Source organism: Paenalicyclobacillus cellulosilyticus (genome assembly GCF_014647315.1).
Taxonomy (GTDB): domain Bacteria; phylum Bacillota; class Bacilli; order Alicyclobacillales; family Alicyclobacillaceae; genus Alicyclobacillus_J; species Alicyclobacillus_J cellulosilyticus.
This window is the reverse complement of the sequence record NZ_BMOY01000033.1, coordinates 15,840-34,540: the sequence shown is the minus strand read 5'-3', so window position 1 is coordinate 34,540 and position 18,701 is coordinate 15,840. Positions and strand designations below refer to the sequence as shown.

The 18,701-nt window shown below is 61.4% G+C and carries 20 protein-coding genes; 10 read left to right on the top strand and 10 right to left on the bottom strand.

The genetic code is table 11. The features are described from left to right. Positions 1–2: 2 nt before the first annotated feature. Complete coding sequence (locus IEX97_RS10205; RefSeq protein WP_188882810.1) at positions 3–497, bottom strand: BMP family ABC transporter substrate-binding protein; 495 nt, start codon at positions 495–497, stop codon at positions 3–5. Positions 498–721: 224 nt separating this feature from the next. Between IEX97_RS10205 and IEX97_RS10200 the strand changes: the two genes are divergently transcribed. From IEX97_RS10200 to uraH, 4 genes are all read left to right on the top strand, one after another. After that, positions 722–2,167, top strand: a complete 1,446-nt coding sequence (locus tag IEX97_RS10200; RefSeq protein WP_188882809.1) for an 8-oxoguanine deaminase — start codon at positions 722–724, stop codon at positions 2,165–2,167. A gap of 46 nt (positions 2,168–2,213) precedes the next feature. Next, entirely contained in the window at positions 2,214–2,711 is a 498-nt protein-coding gene (gene uraD / locus IEX97_RS10195; RefSeq protein ID WP_188882808.1) for a 2-oxo-4-hydroxy-4-carboxy-5-ureidoimidazoline decarboxylase, read from the top strand. Positions 2,712–2,748: 37 nt separating this feature from the next. Beyond that, the gene (gene pucL / locus IEX97_RS10190; protein ID WP_188882807.1) at positions 2,749–3,708 is read left to right on the top strand and encodes a factor-independent urate hydroxylase; all 960 of its coding nucleotides are present in this window, start codon (positions 2,749–2,751) and stop codon (positions 3,706–3,708) included. Between the two features lie 63 nt (positions 3,709–3,771). After that, entirely contained in the window at positions 3,772–4,125 is a 354-nt protein-coding gene (uraH, locus tag IEX97_RS10185; RefSeq protein WP_188882806.1) for a hydroxyisourate hydrolase, read from the top strand. Here uraH and IEX97_RS10180 read toward each other — a convergent pair. After that, a complete protein-coding gene (locus IEX97_RS10180) occupies positions 4,122–5,795 on the bottom strand; it encodes a PucR family transcriptional regulator (protein ID WP_188882805.1) in 1,674 nt (557 codons plus the stop codon). The two genes, uraH and IEX97_RS10180, sit on opposite strands and share 4 nt — an antisense overlap. A 224-nt stretch (positions 5,796–6,019) precedes the next feature. Here IEX97_RS10180 and IEX97_RS10175 point away from each other — a divergent pair, with 224 nt between their 5' ends. The 4 genes from IEX97_RS10175 to IEX97_RS10160 are packed head-to-tail and all read left to right on the top strand — an operon-like array spanning position 6,020 to position 11,152. Next, positions 6,020–7,435, top strand: coding sequence for an allantoinase (locus IEX97_RS10175; RefSeq protein ID WP_188882804.1), 1,416 nt, complete (start codon positions 6,020–6,022; stop codon positions 7,433–7,435). After that, entirely contained in the window at positions 7,425–8,714 is a 1,290-nt protein-coding gene (locus IEX97_RS10170; protein ID WP_188882803.1) for a Zn-dependent hydrolase, read from the top strand. The genes IEX97_RS10175 and IEX97_RS10170 overlap by 11 nt, the downstream gene beginning before the upstream one ends. 2 nt (positions 8,715–8,716) lie before the next feature. Beyond that, positions 8,717–10,021 carry a pyridoxal-phosphate-dependent aminotransferase family protein gene (locus tag IEX97_RS10165; RefSeq protein ID WP_188882802.1) on the top strand — a complete coding sequence of 435 codons (1,305 nt, stop codon included), beginning with the start codon at positions 8,717–8,719 and terminating at the stop codon, positions 10,019–10,021. Between the two features lie 60 nt (positions 10,022–10,081). Beyond that, complete coding sequence (locus tag IEX97_RS10160; protein ID WP_188882800.1) at positions 10,082–11,152, top strand: aromatic ring-hydroxylating dioxygenase subunit alpha; 1,071 nt, start codon at positions 10,082–10,084, stop codon at positions 11,150–11,152. Between the two features lie 93 nt (positions 11,153–11,245). On the opposite strand, the gene IEX97_RS10155 is transcribed toward IEX97_RS10160, so the two are convergent. Genes IEX97_RS10155 through IEX97_RS10135 form a run of 5 tightly spaced genes read right to left on the bottom strand, consistent with a single transcriptional unit; the run spans position 11,246 to position 13,330 of the window. After that, entirely contained in the window at positions 11,246–11,764 is a 519-nt protein-coding gene (locus IEX97_RS10155; protein WP_229776795.1) for a hypothetical protein, read from the bottom strand. A 43-nt stretch (positions 11,765–11,807) separates the two neighbouring features. Then, complete coding sequence (locus IEX97_RS10150) at positions 11,808–12,056, bottom strand: hypothetical protein (protein ID WP_188882799.1); 249 nt, start codon at positions 12,054–12,056, stop codon at positions 11,808–11,810. A 13-nt stretch (positions 12,057–12,069) separates the two neighbouring features. After that, on the bottom strand, positions 12,070–12,579 hold the full coding sequence (locus IEX97_RS10145; RefSeq protein WP_188882798.1) for an Hsp20/alpha crystallin family protein: 510 nt from the start codon (positions 12,577–12,579) through the stop codon (positions 12,070–12,072). Between the two features lie 34 nt (positions 12,580–12,613). Further along, entirely contained in the window at positions 12,614–12,913 is a 300-nt protein-coding gene (locus tag IEX97_RS10140) for a hypothetical protein (RefSeq protein WP_188882797.1), read from the bottom strand. A 24-nt stretch (positions 12,914–12,937) separates the two neighbouring features. Next, the gene (locus IEX97_RS10135) at positions 12,938–13,330 is read right to left on the bottom strand and encodes a hypothetical protein (protein ID WP_188882813.1); all 393 of its coding nucleotides are present in this window, start codon (positions 13,328–13,330) and stop codon (positions 12,938–12,940) included. Between the two features lie 161 nt (positions 13,331–13,491). On the opposite strand from IEX97_RS10135, the gene IEX97_RS10130 reads away from it, so the two are divergent. After that, a complete protein-coding gene (locus IEX97_RS10130; protein WP_188882796.1) occupies positions 13,492–13,740 on the top strand; it encodes a hypothetical protein in 249 nt (82 codons plus the stop codon). A 40-nt stretch (positions 13,741–13,780) separates the two neighbouring features. Continuing rightward, a complete protein-coding gene (locus IEX97_RS10125) occupies positions 13,781–14,029 on the top strand; it encodes a hypothetical protein (RefSeq protein ID WP_188882794.1) in 249 nt (82 codons plus the stop codon). Between the two features lie 115 nt (positions 14,030–14,144). Here IEX97_RS10125 and IEX97_RS10120 read toward each other — a convergent pair whose 3' ends face one another. The 3 genes from IEX97_RS10120 to ligD all read right to left on the bottom strand — a co-directional run bounded on the left by IEX97_RS10120 (position 14,145) and on the right by ligD (position 18,652). Next, positions 14,145–16,445 (bottom strand): thiamine pyrophosphate-dependent enzyme, encoded by a 2,301-nt coding sequence (locus tag IEX97_RS10120; protein WP_188882792.1) that lies wholly within the window; start codon positions 16,443–16,445, stop codon positions 14,145–14,147. Between the two features lie 106 nt (positions 16,446–16,551). After that, entirely contained in the window at positions 16,552–17,568 is a 1,017-nt protein-coding gene (locus IEX97_RS10115; protein ID WP_188882791.1) for a 2-oxoacid:acceptor oxidoreductase family protein, read from the bottom strand. Between the two features lie 181 nt (positions 17,569–17,749). Continuing rightward, the gene (ligD, locus tag IEX97_RS10110) at positions 17,750–18,652 is read right to left on the bottom strand and encodes a non-homologous end-joining DNA ligase (RefSeq protein ID WP_188882790.1); all 903 of its coding nucleotides are present in this window, start codon (positions 18,650–18,652) and stop codon (positions 17,750–17,752) included. Positions 18,653–18,701: the final 49 nt, after the last annotated feature.

The window sequence follows — 18,701 nt, the reverse complement described above, 5'->3', positions numbered from 1 at the left end:
GGCTAAAGTGCGTGTGGTACAAACTTGGGCCTACAAACCCGCGTCACATCAAGGGTGGTGTCAAACTTGAGTTCAAAATTTTTTCCGAAATATGTGCCCATATTGGGAGCTGTCTTATAGCCGCCGCAATTGAGGAAAATGACGTTGGGATATTTAGGAGCCACGTCTGCCATGTAATTCATATAGCCATAACTTGTGCCGAAGATGACGTTATACCCTTGTTGCGCAAGTTGTTCAAACACCCTTTCCGAGTCAGCCGACTCGGGTACATTTTCCACGTATGTGGTTTTGACTCCAAGCATCTTTACCAAGTATTTGCGGCCAGCGTCTTGTGCTGAGCTCCAACCGCCGTCATTTGCCGGTCCATCGTACACAAAAGCCACCTTCACGGTTTTGGGTTGCTTTGCAAGCGCGAACGAAGTCACACCTGGGCTCATCACAGCCAATACGACGGAAAAAATCATGGAAACACGGGACCAAATCCTTTTTTTCACCATCCACATATCCCCCTCGTTCGACGTTCGTCGCAGAGATGTTGACATCAATCTTGGCATCATCGTAGAAAAATTCTTGATGAGAATCAACCATTTTTGTTATGTTATATAACACAAACATCAAATACCACTTTGTACACGATGAATATAGTTAGATTTATTGACATAATGGGTTGTGGTCTCTACTATAGGAACTGTAGCCGAATGCAGGGAAGGGGGTGTGTATGATGGGAACGCTGCTCATCCGCAACGCCAGAAACATCATCACCATGGATGACCAAAAAACGAAGATCCCCGGAGGGTCAATTTTCGTTCAGGATCAAAAGATTGTCGCGATAGGTACGTCGTTACCTTATGACACCGCAGACGTGGTGATTGACGCGAGGGATAAAATTGTCTACCCCGGCTTGGTGAATACACATCACCACCTGTACCAATCGCTCACACGAAACATTCCACTGGCGCAAAGTTGCTCACTGTTCGATTGGTTGACAACGCTGTATGAAATCTGGGTTCATCTGCGCCCAGAAGATGTATATCTGAGCGCGATGATTGGGCTGGGTGAATTATTAAAAAGCGGCTGCACCACATCCTCCGATCATTTCTATTGCTTTCCCAACGCCACGAGTCCGTACTTGATAGACGAAGAGATCCGGGCGGCGCGCGATGTGGGCATTCGTTTTTTCCCCACCCGCGGCGCGATGAGTCTTGGCCGTGCCCGGGGAGGATTGCCGCCAGATGAACTATGCCAGGATGAAAACTCCATCCTGAAAGACATGCAGCGGGTGATCGAGCGGTACCACGACGCCCGTCCCTTCGCTATGGTTCGTGTGGGCGTCGCCCCGTGCTCGCCGTTCTCGGTGACAAAGGACCTAATGCTCGAATCGGCCCGGCTCGCCCGTGCGTACGGCGTGCGCATGCACACCCACCTGGCGGAAACCCTCGACGAAGAATCGTTCTGCCTCCAGACGATGGGCGTGCGCCCCCTGGACTTCATGGAGATGACGGAGTGGACCGGTTCGGACGTGTGGTACGCCCACGGCATCTGGTTCAGCGACGCCGAAATTCAGAGACTCGCCCGTCATGGATGTGGGATCGCACATTGCCCGACGAGCAACATGAAGCTCGCCTCCGGCGTATTTCCTCTTGCCAAGATGAAGCAGTCTGGCATCCCCATCGGTCTCGGCGTCGACGGATCCGCATCGAACGACACTTCCAATATGTTGCTGGAGGTCCGCATGGCCCACCTGCTGCACCGGCTGCATACCGGCCCTGACGCGCTTTCGGCGGAAGACGCGCTGTACCTCGCGACCCGCGGGTCGGCACAAATCCTCGGCTGGGATGACGAGATCGGATCGCTTGAGGTCGGCAAGGCGGCAGACATGTTCCTCATCGACACGCGTCGGCTCGAATACGCGGGGGCACTGTTCGACGACGCCGCGTTGCCCGTGCTCACGGGACTATCCCAAATCGTCGATACCACCATCGTCGGGGGAAGAGTCGTTGTCGAACACGGGAGGTTGGTCCATGTGGATGAGGAGCAACTGGCCCAAGTGGCGCAACGGGCGGCGACAAGGCTGGTCGAGGAGGCGAGTCTGCGCACTGGCATCGACTACCGACAGAGCCGGACGTCCCCGCCCGCCGCATCCAATGCGCCCGCCTATCAGCCGTGAACCGGAGAGATCCTATATGTGTCGCTGGCTTCAGGAAGTCAATCAAATGAGCAAAGACGAGTTCGTGCACGCATTCGGATGGGTGTTCGAACACTCACCCTGGTTTGCAGAACGTTTGTGGACCAAACGACCTTTTTCATCCCTGCGCGACGTGCAGAGAGCCGTCGCCGAAGTCATCGAACAAGCGGGGGAAGAGGAACGACTCGCGCTCATCCGATCCCATCCGGATCTGGGCAGCACCTTGTCCCTTAGCCCGGCCTCCCTTCGCGAGCAGCGCAGCGCCGGGCTGCATGGATTGGACGCCAAGACGGCGGATATGCTGCGTGACCTCAACGCCAGCTATCGTGCACGGTTCGGATTTCCCTTCGTGATGGCCGTGCACGGAAAAAACATTCACGATGTGCTCGCCGCACTGCGGGCGCGATTGAAAAACACCCAGGCGGATGAACAGTCGAAGGCTCTGAAAGAAATTGGGAAGATCGCGTTTTTCCGGATCCGAGACCGGATGGAGCACGCGCCAGGCTCCGATTTTCAGCCGGAATGACAGACGGAAAGAGACCGTCATCAGGAGGGACGTGGACATGTCTGCTGCGGAAGACCGTACGCTGTACTATGGGAAGGACGACGTGTACATTTACCGCACGTTTGTACCGCCTCTCTACGCCAGCAGCCAGATCCCGGAATCGCCTTTCGTGCGCCGGAGCAATGTCGTCTTTGGGGTCAACGTGCGCGTCTGTGTGGGCGGCGAGGCATTCTTGCCCTCGTTCACCGAGGGTGATAATTCCATGGTCGTCGCGACAGATTCCATGAAGAACTTTCTCCAACGACACATGGCGACGTACCAGGGTATCACCATCGACGGATTCCTGTCGTTCGTCGGAGAACGGCTCTTGACCACGTATCCGCAGATGTCGTGGGTCGAGTTGTACGCCACACAGGTTCCGTTCGATCCGGTCGATGTCCCAAGTCCGAACGGGTTTACCGAAAGCGGCCTCGTCTTCCGCAGGTCGCGCAACGAGTGCGCCACCGCGAGCGTGAAAATGGTGCGCGGCGAACGAGGCGAACCGGTCGTCGTCGACCACTGGTCCGGCATTACGGATCTCCAGTTGATCAAGGTGGTCGGCAATTCGTTCGTCGGCTTTGTCCGCGACGAATACACCACGCTGCCCGAAGACCCGAACCGGCCGTTGTTCGTCTTTCTCAACATGCGATGGCGCTATAACAACCCTGCCGACGCCCTTCTTCCCGATCCCACCGCGTACGTCCCGGCGGAACAAATTCGCGACATCGCCTGCACCGTGTTTCACGAGACAGCCACCGTCTCCATCCAGAACCTGATCTATCGCATCGGATGCGCCGTGTTGCGACGCTTCCCGCATCTCGCCGAAATCCGGTTCGAGTCGCAAAACCGGACTTGGGATACCGTGGTGGAGTCGATCCCAGAGTCCCCCGGAAAGGTGTATACAGAACCCAGACCTCCGTATGGCTTCCAGGGCTTGTCGATCACACGCGAGGATGTCGTATCCGCGCCGTCGGCGTAAGACCATCGGGATGGCCTGTAGCCGGCAAGATTAGGAAAGTAAAACAAGCGAGATGACCCCGAGATGAACGGACGGCTCACGTCCCACGTGTTGGACCAGGTGCGCGGGGCACCGGCAACCGGCATGATGGTCGACCTTTGGCGCGTCGTCTCGCAGCACAGAACCCTGTTGCGCTCCTGCGAGACCAACGCCGACGGACGGGTGGAACTCCTTGGAGATCGTGAATTTCTCGTCGGAACCTATGAGATCGTGCTCCACGCGGCCGACTACTTCACCCGGTTCGAGGGAGGCGCCGCAGCTTCCGAATCGCTGTTCCAAGAGATCATCATCCGCGTCAAGATCGCGCGGCCGGACGAGCACTACCATGTGCCTGTGCTCATCGCGCCGTGGAGTTATTGTACATACCGCGGGAGTTAAACCCGCGGTATGCTTTCCTGCGCCGGAGACAAGATCCGGTGGTGGATCAACAAAGCCAACCGCAACCGCAAGGTCGTAGCCGGGTCTTTGAGATTGACGCCCACGATCTGGCTTAACTTGTGCAGGCGGTACAACACGGTGTTCCGGTGCAAGTACAGGGTCTTCGCCGTTTCCGCAATGTTCCCCTGACAGTCCAAGAACGCCGACAAGGTGGAGAGGAGCACCTCTCGCTCTTCTTCGGGCAAGGCGAGCCAGGCGCCCAGGGCCGCATCCCGATATTCCTCGAGCTCCCGCCGCGGGATGAGGCGCAGCAGCTCCACCGTGTCCTTGGTACGGTAGACGTTCACGAACCCACTCCGACGTTCCCGAATCCCCGCCTCCAACGCCTGCACCGCTTCATCGTACGATTTCGGAATGTCCGCCAACTTAGAAACCGGATTGCCGATCCCGAACGACACCGACAACGCGCCGTGCAACTGGATGGATTCCTGCATGCGCCGGCAGATGTCGTACACGTCCACGCCGTCCTTCGCCAAGTGATGCTTGTGGTAAAAGAGGACGACCACGTATTGGTGCTTGTAGAACAGGCTGTGAGGCACGCCGGTTTTCCGCAGTTCGCGCCGAAGATGCTCGTACAGGACGTCGCGTTCCATCTGAAGCGGGGATGCCTCTCCGCTTGTCGCCATAAGCGGCTTGGTTTTCGCATCCACCTTGCTCACGGCGCACTGATACAAGTCCGAACTTTGAACGCCGTAAGGCCTGCCACGATGGAAGATCTCTGCCTCCGACTGGATGCGCCGATCCAGCAACTCGGAGAAAAATTCGTTCTTGTACCGACGCGTGCGCTCGCGAACCGCCTGCAGCTTCATCATTTCGAAGCTGACCACATTGCCGGCCTGCTCGATGGCCAGCTTCGCGAGCGCGTCAAACGAGAGTTGAGGCGCCATGACGGCCAAATAGCCGAAGCGCTGGCCGGGATGGACCGGGAACAGCGTCACCTCCGCGCCCTGGCGCGGACCGAGGAGGGCGGTGAGCGAAACGGCCGAGTCGTCTCCCGACAGGCGCGGGATGGTCGATGAGACCTTTTGCAGGATTTCCTGGGCGCGCTGACCCTGCGTCGTCCGGGAAGCGGCGATGAGATCCCCGTGGACATCGAACAATGCCACAGGCTGTCCAATCACCGCCGCGAGGCTTTCCATCAACTCCTTCATGCCCTTGCCCTGTAAGATGATCTGCGAGAACTGTTGGTGAGCCTGCAGTGAATACCTTAACTCCTCCATCCGCTTCTCGAGAATGTACGTCAGCGCCTGGTGCAGCATTTCCCCCAGCGAATAGCGGAGCGGCAACTCGATGAGCGGCAGTTGATACCGCTCCGCGACGTCGATGACCGACTGCGGAATGTGGTCCAGAAACCTCTTCGTCTTGATGCCCAATCCCGCACATCCGATCACGGCCATCTGCTCAACCAAGCTCTCTAACGCCCGCACATCGTCCTTCAACGCGTAGGCCGTCGTGATCAACAGCTCCTCGGCTTTGAGGTATTCGACGATGTCAGGGGCATCCATCATGTTCACGGTGGAAACCGGACGAACCGTGCCAGCGTGCCCAGCGACCACGCGCGCTTCGTCGAACATCGGCAAGGTCAGAAGGTCCGAAACACGCACTTGCACCCACCTCGTTTTGTTATTTATTCTTACACAACACCTCACCAAGATCCTCGTTTCGTGGCGAGTTTTGTGTCTATTATACAAGGCCACGCCGCGTTTATCGGGCGACATATCTATATACACGGATGCATCCTTCCATTACGATCAGGGTTGAGCACGGTTTCGTGATATAAATCTTTACACCAGATCCTATCATGCGTCCCCAAGGGTGGAAAGGGTGACCCCCGTTGCCGGAACGGACGTACGATCTCGTCATCCACCAAGGCTCCGCCGTGTTGCCCAATACGGTCGAAGTGACGGATATCGCGATCGCGAAGGGACGGATCGTCGCCCTGGCGCCCAATCTGTTGCCGTACGCCCGGCGCGTCATCGACGCGACGGGCAAGGTCGTTCTCCCCGGCATGATCGACGTGCATGTGCACCTGAACGAACCGGGATTAGACTGGGAGGGATTCCTCTCCGGCTCGCAGGCGCTGGCGGCCGGTGGGTGCACCACCTTTTTCGACATGCCCATCAACGGGGTCCCGCCGACGATCTCGACCGCGTGTCTTCAATTGAAATGCAGGTGCGCGCGACGTCAGACGTACCTAGACTACGGATTTTGGGGCGGATTGGTACCTGGGAATCTGCATGAACTGCGTTCCCTGGCCGATTGCGGCGTCGTCGGCTTCAAGGCGTTCATGTCGTCTCCTGGCGGACCGAGCGCCGAGCATGGATTTGTCGCGGCCGACGACATCACGCTCTACCGCGGCATGCTGGAGATCGCGAAAACAGGGCGAGTGCTCGCCCTGCACGCCGAGAGCGAACCGTGGGTGGCCCGGCTCGCCGCAGAATTCGTCCGGAACGGGCGAACGGGTCCAGCCGATTACGCCCAATCCAGGCCGGTTTTGGCCGAGGTGGAAGCGGTGGAGCGCGCCCTGCTTTACGCCGAGTACACCGGTTGCCCACTCCACTTTGTGCACATCAGCTCCGCAGCGGCGGTAGCCCGCATCCAGGAAGCCAAGCGCCGGGGCGTCGACGTCAGCGTTGAAACGTGTCCCCATTATCTGGCCCTGACCGATGAGGACATGGCGCGCCTCGGCCCGGTGGCCAAGTGCGCGCCACCGCTTCGGAATCGTCGCGAACAAGCGGATCTGTGGGAGATGGTGCTCGCCGGCCGCATCGACATCATCGCTTCCGATCATTCTCCGTGCCCGATGGAGATGAAAATCCACGATAACTTTTTCGAAGCGTGGGGGGGCATCGCCGGCGGGCAGTCGTCCGTGGCGGTGATGGTAGAAGAGGCCCACCTGCGCCGCGGGATGCCGCTTCATGCGTTGGCGAGGCTGCTGGCGACGAACCCGGCCCGGCGGTTTGGGCTGTTCCCCAAAAAAGGCGCCATCCAATGCGGGGCGGACGCCGACCTCGTCATTCTCGACACGAACCGGCCGTACGTCCTGCGCCCGGAGCACCTTTTCCAACGGCATCCGCACAGCCCGTACATCGGCCGGAGGCTGCGCGTGCGCGTGGAAAAGACGCTGGTGCGAGGGCAGGTGGTGTACGACGCGGACCGCGTGGCGCCGTTTCCGGACGAACCCGCCGGACAGTGGGTGAAGCCGGCAGGGTCCGTTCGAAAGGAGCCGAGTTTTGCACATGGGTCTTGACAACGTGGACATCGCGGCAAGTTCCCTTGCCGACGCGAACTTTGGTCGCGAGGCGCAAGCGTTACTCAACTGGCTCGCCGCGTTTGGCGCAGACCACGATGGCGGGGTCACCCGACCGGTGTACTCCAAGGCTTGGCGTGCCGCCCAGACCGCTTTATGCGAAAAAATGAAGGCGTATGGGATGGAACCCCGGTTTGACCGAGTCGGCAACCTGTTCGGCCGCGTGACGGGCCGGTTGCACCCGCGCCGGCGCGTGGTCACGGGTTCCCACATCGACACCGTGGAACGTGGCGGGCGGTACGACGGGGCGCTCGGCATCGTGGCCGGCATGCTCGCAGTGCATTACTTGACCTCCCGCTTCGGTCCGCCGCGGTTGACGATGGAAGTGGTCTCCTTCTGCGAAGAGGAAGGCAGCCGCTTTCCCCTGGGTTTCTGGGGATCTACCTATGTCGCCCGCTCGCAAACGGACGACTTCTCGTTGACCATCCCCGACGTTCAGGACGCTGCGGGCACGCGCTTGCTGGACGCGATGCGGCAGATGGGCCTGCCTTCCCATGCGGATGACTCGGATCGCGACGAGATCGCTGCCTTCGTGGAACTGCACGTGGAACAGGGCATGCGCCTGGAAGAAGCCCAGTGTCCCATCGGCATCGTCGAACAAATCGTCGGCCAACGCCGGTACCTCGTCGACGTGCGAGGAGAAAGCAATCACGCCGGCACCACGCCCATGGACCGCCGCCGCGATCCGATGCACGGCGCCGCCTCGATGATCCGCTGCGCCTTGGAGTTGGCTCGGCGACGACAGGACGGGATCGTCGCGACGGTAGGCAGGCTGCAGGTCGCACCGAACGTTTCCAACGTCATCCCCGAGCGCATCCGCTTCACGCTCGACGTCAGGCACTGGGACGAGGCGATCCTGGATGCGTACTGCGAAGAGGTGCTGGAAGCGTTCCGGCGCATCGCCGCGCAACACCGCTTGGCCGTCTCGCACGCGTTGTGGTTGGACCAGCGTCCTGTGGCCATGCACCGCCGCATCATCCAGCACATTGAAAGCGCGTGTCGGGCGCAGCAGGCGGATTACCTTTTCATGCCGAGTTGGGCGGGCCACGACGCGCAAATCATGGCCCAACACGTCCCTACCGGCCTCATCTTCGTCCCGAGCCGACACGGCATCAGCCATTCTCCCGAGGAGTACACCAATCCGGCCGATCTCGACGTTGGCGTGCGCGTCCTGGCCGCCACCTTGTACCGGCTGGCGTACTGCGAGGAGGAACCATGAACATGAAGGACCTGACCGTCGCGCCGCGCATCATCATGACCCCTGGGCCTGTCGAGGTGGATCCGCGCGTCCTGCGGGCCATGTCGTCGCCCATCCTGGGTCAGTTCGATCCCCTGTTCACCGAAATCATGCAAGAGACGATGAACATGCTCAAACTCGTCTTTCAGACGAACAACCGCTGGGCTTACCCCGTGGACGGCACGTCGAGAGCCGGTTTGGAAGCGGTCCTCCACGCGTTGATCGAGCAGGGTGACGTGGTCTTGGTGCCCGTATTCGGCCGATTCGGATACTTGCTCGTCGAGATCGCGACCCGGCTTGGCGCCGAGGTGAAGGTGATTGAGCGACCGTGGGGGACCGTCTTCGAACCGGACGAGGTGGTCCAGGCCATCCGCAAGTTCCGCCCCAAGGTCGTGGCCGTGGTCCACGGCGAAACGTCCACCGGCCGGATGCAGCCCTTGGCGGACATCGGGCGGGCTTGCCGGGAATACGGCGCGTACTTGGTGGTCGACGCGGTGGCGACCGTCGGCGGCGTGGAGGTCCGCACGGACGACTGGCTCCTCGACGCGGTGGTCGCAGGCACGCAAAAGTGTCTCTCGGTGCCCGCGGGCTTGGCGCCGCTCACCTACAACGAGCGCGTGGAGCGCGTCCTTGAATCCCGCAAGCGAGTGGAACGAGGGCTGTGGAACCTGGAGGAAGGCGCCGTTCCCGATGCACCTCGCGGCTCCCCCATCCTGTCGAACTATCTGGACCTCGCCCAGATCCAGGATTACTGGGGACCATCCAGGCTCAACCATCATACAGAGGCCACGTCCATGCTATACGCGCTGCGCGAAGGGCTGCGGCTGGTGCTCGAAGAAGGACTGGAGGCGCGATTTCGTCGCCACCGACAGTGCGAGTTCATCCTGACGGAAGGCTTGCGCGCGATGGGGCTGGCGCTCTTCGGCGACCCTGGGTGCAAATTGCCCGTGGTCACCTGCGTCGAGGTCCCCCCGGGCATCGACAGCCAGTCGGTGCGCCACATGCTGCTCCACGAGTTTGGCATCGAGATCGCCGATTCCTTTGGGCCGTTGAAGGGGCGCATTTGGCGCATCGGTACCATGGGGTACAGCTGTCGAAAACAGAACGTCTTCGCCCTCTTGGGCGCGCTCGGCGCAACCTTGCGATGGCACGGGTTCCCTGCCGACACCGCGTCCGCCTTGGCAGCTGCACTGCACGCGGCGAAGAAGACGGAGGCATGGGAAGACGCCGCGCAAGGCGCTGCGTTTCCATCCTCCCAACGCATCCGGGAACACCTCGCAGGCGTCTGACACACGCGAACCGCCCAATTCTATGAACCACTCACCCTTACCGGAAGGAGTGATCGCTTGATGGACATCCAATCCACCACGGCGCGGACCGCGGCGCCGCGTCCTGCCCATCACCCGTTGTTCCCCAGAAACTGCACGTTTACTCCTGAGGATTGGCACGTGCTGGCCCAATTCTGGTATCCTGTGGCGCGTGCCGACGAAGTGACGGATCGACCTATCGCGGTGAAGTTGCTCGACGTAGAACTGGTTTGTTACCGCGCCCGCGGTGTTCCGGTGGTAGCGCGGGACCTTTGTGTCCACCGCGGTGTGCCCCTGAGCCTCGGTTGGGTGGAAGGCGACGAGATCATCTGCCCTTATCATGGCTTCCGCTACGGACCGGACGGCAGGTGCCGGGCCATCCCCGCAGCACAAAAGACCACAGGCATCTCGCCGAAACTGAGCATCACCGTGCTCCCCGCCGTGGAACGTTACGGGCTCATCTGGACCTCGCTGGCGGCGAAGGAAGAGAACATCCCGCCGTTTCCTGAGTGGGACGACCCGGATTATCAGCCCATCCTGCCACCGACGGTCGACATTCAAGGGTCGGCCGGCAGACAGATGGAAGGCTTTTTGGATGTGGCCCACTTTGCGTGGGTCCACTCCGAGAGCTTTGGCGATCGCGACAATCCGGTGGTGCCGAGCTACAAGGTCGAGACGCAAGATGGGTGGATTCACGCGGAATACCTGAGCACCGTAAGCAACTATCCGAAGGCTCAGCAACACCGGGCACCGAAAGACTTCCTATGGTTACGTGTCTACGACGTCTATCCTCCGTTTGTCGCGCGTTTGACGGTTCATTTTCCATATAACGGAAGACTTTGCATTTTCAACGCGCCATGCCCTGTGTCCGCTCGCCAGTGCCGGTTGTTCAGCCCGCTGGCACGCAACTTTGACAAAGACCAACCGGTAAGCGAGGTGCATGCCTTCAACCTCCAGATCTTCCTCGAAGACCGGGCCATTGTGGAGAAGCAAAAGCCGGAGGAACTTCCGCTCGACCTGCAGCAGGAAGCACACATCCACGCGGACGTCTTGTCCATCGCGTACCGGAGACGGTTACGGGAACTCGGGCTCGGCAGTATGTACACCACGTAAGACAATCCGTTTGCCCCACCTGACGCGCTGTGGCGCAGGTGGGGTGCCTCGATGCGGCCAGACATCCCGCATCGTGTTTATACACGCGCGGGTTCATCCTATCCGTTGAAACACCCCCGCCTTCATATCCTGGTCGGCCACGGGCGTGTCCACCACGTCCGGGTCGAAGTTCACTTGCACGTTGCGCACCTGGCCGTTGTGGTGGCCATACGTATCGCCGTGGCCCTTGTTCGTCTTTTGGTGTTGGTCCCAGCCGTTGATGTCCGCATCGCCGACGAAAACCCCCGCGTTTTGCTGCATCATGTTGACGTTGAGCGCGTGCAGGCCGATGTGCGTGACGGGAGGACTGCGATAGACCTTTGTGAACACGTGAACATCGCGATCGTCAATCGGCGTATCGAGCGTGTCCGGGTCGGACACGAGCGTGAGCAGCTTGTAGACAAGATTCGAGGATTCGAGCGTCCCGAAGCCAGCGTTCGATTTGCTGTGGGCACTCCACCCGTACACGATGTTTTGGCCGCCGACCAACACACCGGAACAACTTTGCATGTTCTGTACCTGGATGGACACGGGCAAGGTGGCGGAACGAACCGCCTGCACGTCCTCGTTCATCCTGCACCTCCTCCGCCGGCCTCTGCCGCCCAGGCGGCATCGTCTACCATTGCACGGTCCAACTCGGCTTGACGTCGGGATCGACGATGAGCCCGTCCACCCACTCCATGCCGTCCGCATTCGCATTCCAACAGACGGCGCTCACGTTGAACCACCCGTAAATCGAACCGTTGCCCTGGTTGGTCTTTCCGTTTGCGTCCCACCCGGTGATATGGATCTCGCCGATGAACACTCCCGCGTTTTGTTGCGCCACGTTGGTATTCACCACCCCCAGGGCGATCACGCTCGCCACCCATCCCGCCCCCTCAATCCGTGCCGAAGTCCACCGGGACCGCGCTCCCGGCGTCGGCGTGCGCCTTGTCCTTGGTGAGATACACCACCAGCAGCCCGCTGCGGTACACCGCGCGCACGTCATCCACCACCACCCGTTCCGGCAATTCAATCTCCCGGTCGAACGCGCCGTGATGGCACTCCGCCATCCACACCGTATCCCCCTTCAATTGAAAGCGCGCGGTCACCTGCCCTCGCACGCGCAGGGCGTGCGGGCGAACCGAAAGTTGGACATCGGCACTGCTGGTCAGTCCCGGCAATTCGAACACAGCCACCATCTCATGGCTGCCGCGGCCATACAAGTCCACCCGCGGAAACCGGTCTTCGGCGTCTCCTGCCGTATCCGCAAACCACGGGCCGCGCATCTGCGGAAGAGGCAGGTTCTTGAAAAAGTCCGGGCCGAGGATTTTTTTGATATCCGCGAGATCCCCCAAGTGGTTCAAGATGTCGAACGGATTTTGCGACTTGTCCTTGTCCGCCGCCATGCTCCTTCCTCCACACCGCCGCCCAATGACGCCTTCACCGGTTCGCCGTCGCGGGCTGGAGGGGCACGTCCGCCACCATTCGGCGCAACCAATCCGGCAGCTCCCCCGTCTTGGCGACCCCCCACACGTCAATCCCGTCCGGGTCATGGACGGCGCTCTGGGTGCCGCGGATGAGCGACCGGTCTCCGTGCACCACGCCGAATCCCTGGTTTTGCTTTTGGTAACTGGTGAACTCAGAAACCCAGTTGTTTCCAAAGTTGATACAGGAGGCTCCCCCCACGCTTCCAATCCGAATGGTGCCAATCACAAACGTCGGCGACCACGCCGTTGCCATGCGCCCACCTCGCCGCCGTCCTCGTTACGAGTCGCCGTGCTTCCTGTCCGCCGGGCTGCCCCATTGCACCTGGTACCCATGTGGCGTTGCGGAGATTTCGACCCCGCCAGCACCAGGCTGCGCCCCTTTGCGAGCGGAGCCCTGCGTGGGGGTGCGATCCCGCTGCACCACGGGGCGAACCAGTTCGGTCCCGAAGTTGTTGCCGAGATTCAACGATCCGCTCAATTCGTCGATGTCCAACCGGTCGAGGCGAAACAACAATTGATCCAGCGTCGCCCGCTCCACATGCAGGTGTTGGATCGTCACTTGCACTTTATGCGCAGACGCCATGTCCAAGACCGCGCCCAATCGGGCCGTGATCTCGTCCAGACGCTGGAACAACTGCTGCTCCGCCCGCCTTCGCCGCCGAAACCACATGCGCCCCCCTGCTCCCGAAACGTCAGTGGACTGCTTGGAATCAGTGTATGGCCGCACCGTGACAGGTATGTTCACCGCATCAGACAAAGCTCTGCAAGCATACGGTAAGCTGGGTGCATCCGCGGCGTGGTGTTGTCGGAGGTACAGAGGGGAGGGCGGGGATGCCGTCGCTCATCGTCTTGGGCGTGATCAACCAGAACACGCCGCAGGAAAACGCAGGGACGTTCGTCGGGGAGGGCAATTTCGGAGGCTGGGATGCCAACATGAAAATCAACCAAGGCCACGGCGGTTATTACGGCGCGTTCAACATCACCCCCCTGTGGGTCAACATCAATGTCGACAATCTGGAACTGGTGGACGGCGCCATCGCCGACCAGGACGTCAAACCGACCATGAGCTTCGACGTATGATGCCCACGCCAGGCACATCCGTCGGCGGAAAGGAGCGAAGATGCCTTCCATCATCATCTGCGGTGCGCTGAACTCCAACACGCCGCAACAAAATGCCGGTGCGTTCTTCGGAGAATTCAACTTCGGCGGTTGGGATGCGAACATCAAGCTCAACCAGGGCCACGGCGGTCTTTATGGGTTTTTCAATCTGATCCCAGCCCAGCTCAACGTCAACCTGGACAACCTCGAACTGATTGACGGCGCCATCTTGGATCAAGACCTGAAAGCCGAACAGTCCGCGAACATCTGACCAGAACCCGCCTCGCCTTTGTCTTGCCGTGCATGGTCTTTGCCTTCGAGATAATCCGGCTGCAATGCGGTGCACGCGGCGCCGTCTCCGGGCGCCGCGTGCCCAAGCGGCCTGGTCACAACAACTCGTGCTCGTGTTTCGCCTTCAGGCGCCGCCAGCGCCGTTCGACCTCCGCCTCGAACGCCTGCAGCAACGCCTCGTTCTCCGGGCGCAACAGGTGCTTGCTCTTCCCCATCCGCTCAAGCCACGCGCGCGCCGGCACCCGCTCGCCGCGCGCCTCCGGATCGTAGGTGATGCGCGTAATGCCGTGCTCCACCTCGTACAGCGGGAAGAAACAACACTTGACCGCCAGGCCCACCACCTCGTTCCCCGCGTCGTCCGGCGTCTTCCAGTTGAGCGGACACGCGGTGAGCACCTTGCCGTACGCCATCCCCTCGTGCGTGGCATACCACTGGGCCTTGGCTGCCTTCCGAATCAGGTCCTGCGGATACGCCTCGACACCGGTGAACACGTACGGGATGTTAGCCGCCGCCATGATCTGCGGTGTATCCTTGTGGTGAAACGCCTTGCCCTGCTGCGCGGCCCCGACGTTCGACGTCGCCGTCATGTGGCCGATGGGTGTGGAATACGACAATTGGCTTCCGGTGTTCATGTATCCCTCGTTATCGTATTCGAGGATGATCAGCTTGTGGTTGCGCATCGCGGCCCCAAGCGCCGACCCCATGCCGATGTCCATGCCGCCGTCGCCTGTGATCATGATGAAGGTCGGGTCTTCACCAATCTGGATCTCGCCGCGCCGCTTGCGCTCCCAGAACATCTCCACCACGCCGGAGAGGGTGGCGGCGCCGTTTTGAAACAGGTTGTGGATGTACGTGACACGGTGGGACGTGTACGGATAACCTGTGGTGGTCACCATCGCGCACCCGGTCTGGTACAGGACGACCACGTCGCCTTCGATGCCTTTGAGGAACGTCTCGATGGCAGGGAAGATCCCGCAGCCCGGGCAGGCCCCGTGGCCGGGCGCCAAACGTTTGGCCTTCGCGGTGAGCGCGCGCAGCGGCGGCACCTTCACGATCAACTCGCCGGTCTTCTCGTCCCGGGTCACCTGAACGAACCCGCTGACTTCCTCTTTTGCCAACGGCTTGAGCCCCCGCGGCGGCCGGACGGCGGGATCGCCCGCGATCACGCCGTAATAATCGAACGCCGGGACCGCCTCGCCGCGCCACGCCTGGAGGCAGATTTGGAACAACGCCTCGGCGTCCGCGGGGTGAAACTCCTTGCCGCCCAGCCCGTACACCCGGGAGAGCACGGTGCACTGCGCCTGGACGGCCTGCAGGGCAGATCTCACCTCGTGCGTGAGGTTGGCTCCGTGCGCACCGTAAGCATCCGCCCGCTCCGCCACCAGCACAACCTGCACATGCGCCAGCGCCTCCTGCACCGCCCGGACAGGGAACGGGCGCAGGATGTTGAACGACAACACGCCGGCCCGGATGCCTTGTGCGCGCAGGGCGTCCACCGCATCCTTGCTGGTCTCCGCCGCCGAGTTGAGGATGACGAGCGCGATGTCCGCATCCTCCAACCGGTACGTGTCCAGCGCGCCGTAGTACCGCCCCGAGATCCTGGCGTACGCCGCGGCCACCTCCGCAAACACTTCACCCGCCCGGTACATCGCCAGCGATTGTTGATACTTGTTGTGAATGTAGTCCGGTTCATTCATGTAGGGCCCGACCGTCACGGGGTGGTCGCGATCGAACAGGTCGAATTCGGCCTTGCGCACCGGGCCGACGAACCATTGGACCGCCTCCCGGTTCGCGAAGTACTGGACGCGCTGCTTGGAATGGGACGTGAAAAACCCGTCGTACGCCACGATGACCGGCAGGCGCACGTCCGGGTGTTCCGCGACGCGCAGGGCCATCAGGTTCATGTCGTACACCGCCTGAGGTGTGCGGGCGAGCAGAATCGGCCACCCGGTGTTCAGGGCGTAGTAAAGGTCGGAGTGGTCCCCGTGGATGTTGAGCGGTCCGGAGACCGAGCGCGTCACCAGGTTGAGGACCATGGGCAGGCGCGTGCCCGATTGCACCGGCAGCTGTTCCAGCATATAGAGAAACCCCTGCGCCGACGTGGCGTTCAACACCCGGCCGCCCGCAGCCGCCGCGCCGAAGCAAATTCCCGCCGCGCTGTGCTCACCGTCCGCGGGCACCAGCACGATGTCGTGCTCACCATGCGCCTTCATCTCGTCGAGATACTCTGCGATCTCGGTCGAGGGCGTGATGGGAAAATACCCCATGAGATGGTAGTTGATCTGCGCGGCTGCCCGCGCCGCCATCTCATTTCCTGAACACAGGTCCGTGCGTTGTTCGAACAGAGGATGACTGGACCATGTGTCAAGCGCCTCCACACGTTGGCCGATGGACATGGCGCTTCAACCTCCTGTCCCGTCCGTCATTTGGCGTCCGGTCATGATACCGCCAACCCTGCGCCTTCCGCAAACCCTGTGGCCCCAGCATGTTTCCGGGCGTCCCTCACGCGAACGCGAAAGGGTGCTTGGTGCGGTGTGCTTCCGCATACCCGTCTTCCTCACGGCCGGCCTGAAGGGCGTCGGTCGGACAGGCCGCGACGCACTTGAGACAACCTTTGCAGTATTGATAGTCGATGCCGGCAAGGAATTGGAACACGCGGCCGTTCCGTCCTTCGCGCGCCGTCCAGACGAAGCACAAATCCGGGCAGACCTGATCGCACGCCGCGCAGTGAATGCATGACTCCAGACGGAGGATGGGCAGCACGCCTTGCCGGGAAGCGCTGAGGTCCCGCCAGACCGAGTTTCCAGGTTCCGGAATACATCCGCCTTGCGGCTGGTTGCGATAGCCCAGCACCGGCGTCGTCCGGTCCGCGGTTGCGGGCGTCGCCGCACCGCTTTCTTCCGCAGCCGCGGGTGCCATGTCCTCCACCCGCACCTCGTCATAACCCGCCCGGAACGTCCGCAGGTTACGCTCGACCAGGGCGGCGTCCTTGCGGCCGAGTGTCTCGCGGATCACCGCCATCACCGCCTCGGGCGGCATCCCGTCCATCACCCGGCACAGCGCACCGAGCATCGCCACGTTCACCCGGGTGCGTTCCCGGACCGCGATGGCGGTGGCGTCGACGCAGGCGACCTTTCCCGCACGCCAGCCGGTGCGGCGCACAATCTCCGTCGGCGCTTTCGCCGTGTTCACGAGCAGCACGCCGCCAGGTTGCAATCCGGCCGTGCAGTCCTGGGACTGCAAGAGCGCTTCATGGAACACCGCCACCACGTGCGGTTCGTCGACCGCGTAGATGCCGCGGATGGGGTGGTTGGCGTCGGCGAACCGGATGGAAGCCCGCACCGGCGTCCCTTTCTTCTCGGAACCGTACGCTGCAGAAAACGTCCCGTTCCAACCGAGCTTCAGCACACCTGCTTCGGCGAGCATCTTGCCGGCCAGATTGGCGCCGAGCCCGCCGATGGACTCCATGCGGATTTCAAAGAAACCGGCGCGGTTTGTCGCGGGCAGCCTTGCTTGCATCCGCCTCAGCCCCTTCCCAACGGCCTTGGTTTCGCCGCTTCTCCCATGCAGCAACGGCGACTGCCTGCGCCTGGTCCTGCGGCGCAAGCGGCGGAAACGATCCGTCGCCTTCATTTTCGCGCTGGCTGCAGCCGTTGGCAGGAACCGGTTGCACCAATTCCTCTGGTCCGAAAGGACTGTTTCAACGGCGCACCGCAGAGGATTGAAAGAAGGTGACGATGGGCTTCGGGTCGACAGGTGGCAGGGATGCCAACAAGTCCCCCAACCGTAAAACCCGCTCCGGCACCGTCGCCAGGGTGAACTGGTCCGGTGTGACGCCTTGGGCAAGTTCCTCCCATGTGACCGGCACCGCGACGGTTGCCAGGCTGGTCGCGCGGGCGCTGTACGGCGCAATCAACGTCCGGTTTTTTCCGTGTTGCGGCGCATCGACGTAGACTTTATCCCCACGGAGGTGTTTGCGCCGTTCCAGCGTCACCCAACGCGGCATGCGACGGGCGAGGTAGGCTGCGACCATGCGCGTGAACGGCCGCCACGCTTCATACGTCGCCACAGGTTGTGTCCGGAACAACACTTGAATGCCGGTGGCCCCCGACAGTTTGGGCAGACTCGGGATGCCAAGCTCATCGAACAACTTGCGCAAAGCCAGGGCCACCTCGCGCACCGGCTCGAAATCCGGTACGGACGGGTCGAGATCCAACGCCACGACGTCCGGGACATCCGGGGTGTTGACGCGGGAGAAGCCGACGTGCAGCTCGAGCGCGGCCAGATTGCCCAACCAGAGCAGCGCCGCCGCGGAATCGACGACGATGGCGTGGAAAAACGCCTGCCGGTCGGGTGACCAGATGCGCGTGCGCCGGATCCAATCCGGTGTGTGGGATGGAGCGGCTTTCTGGTAAAAATACGGTCCTTCCACCCCATCCGGCCAGCGGATGATGGTCAGCGCGCGCTCTGCAAGATGAGGCAGCATGAACGGCGCCATCTTGGCCAAATACTCCAAGTAGTCCCGCTTGCGCACACCTGCGTCGGGCCACAGCAGCTTGTCCGGATGCGAAACCTCCACTGGACGCTCGGCCCAAATCACCATGGTGCATCCCCCCGCGCTTGGTGTGTGCCAAGCCGTGCCAACTCATCCG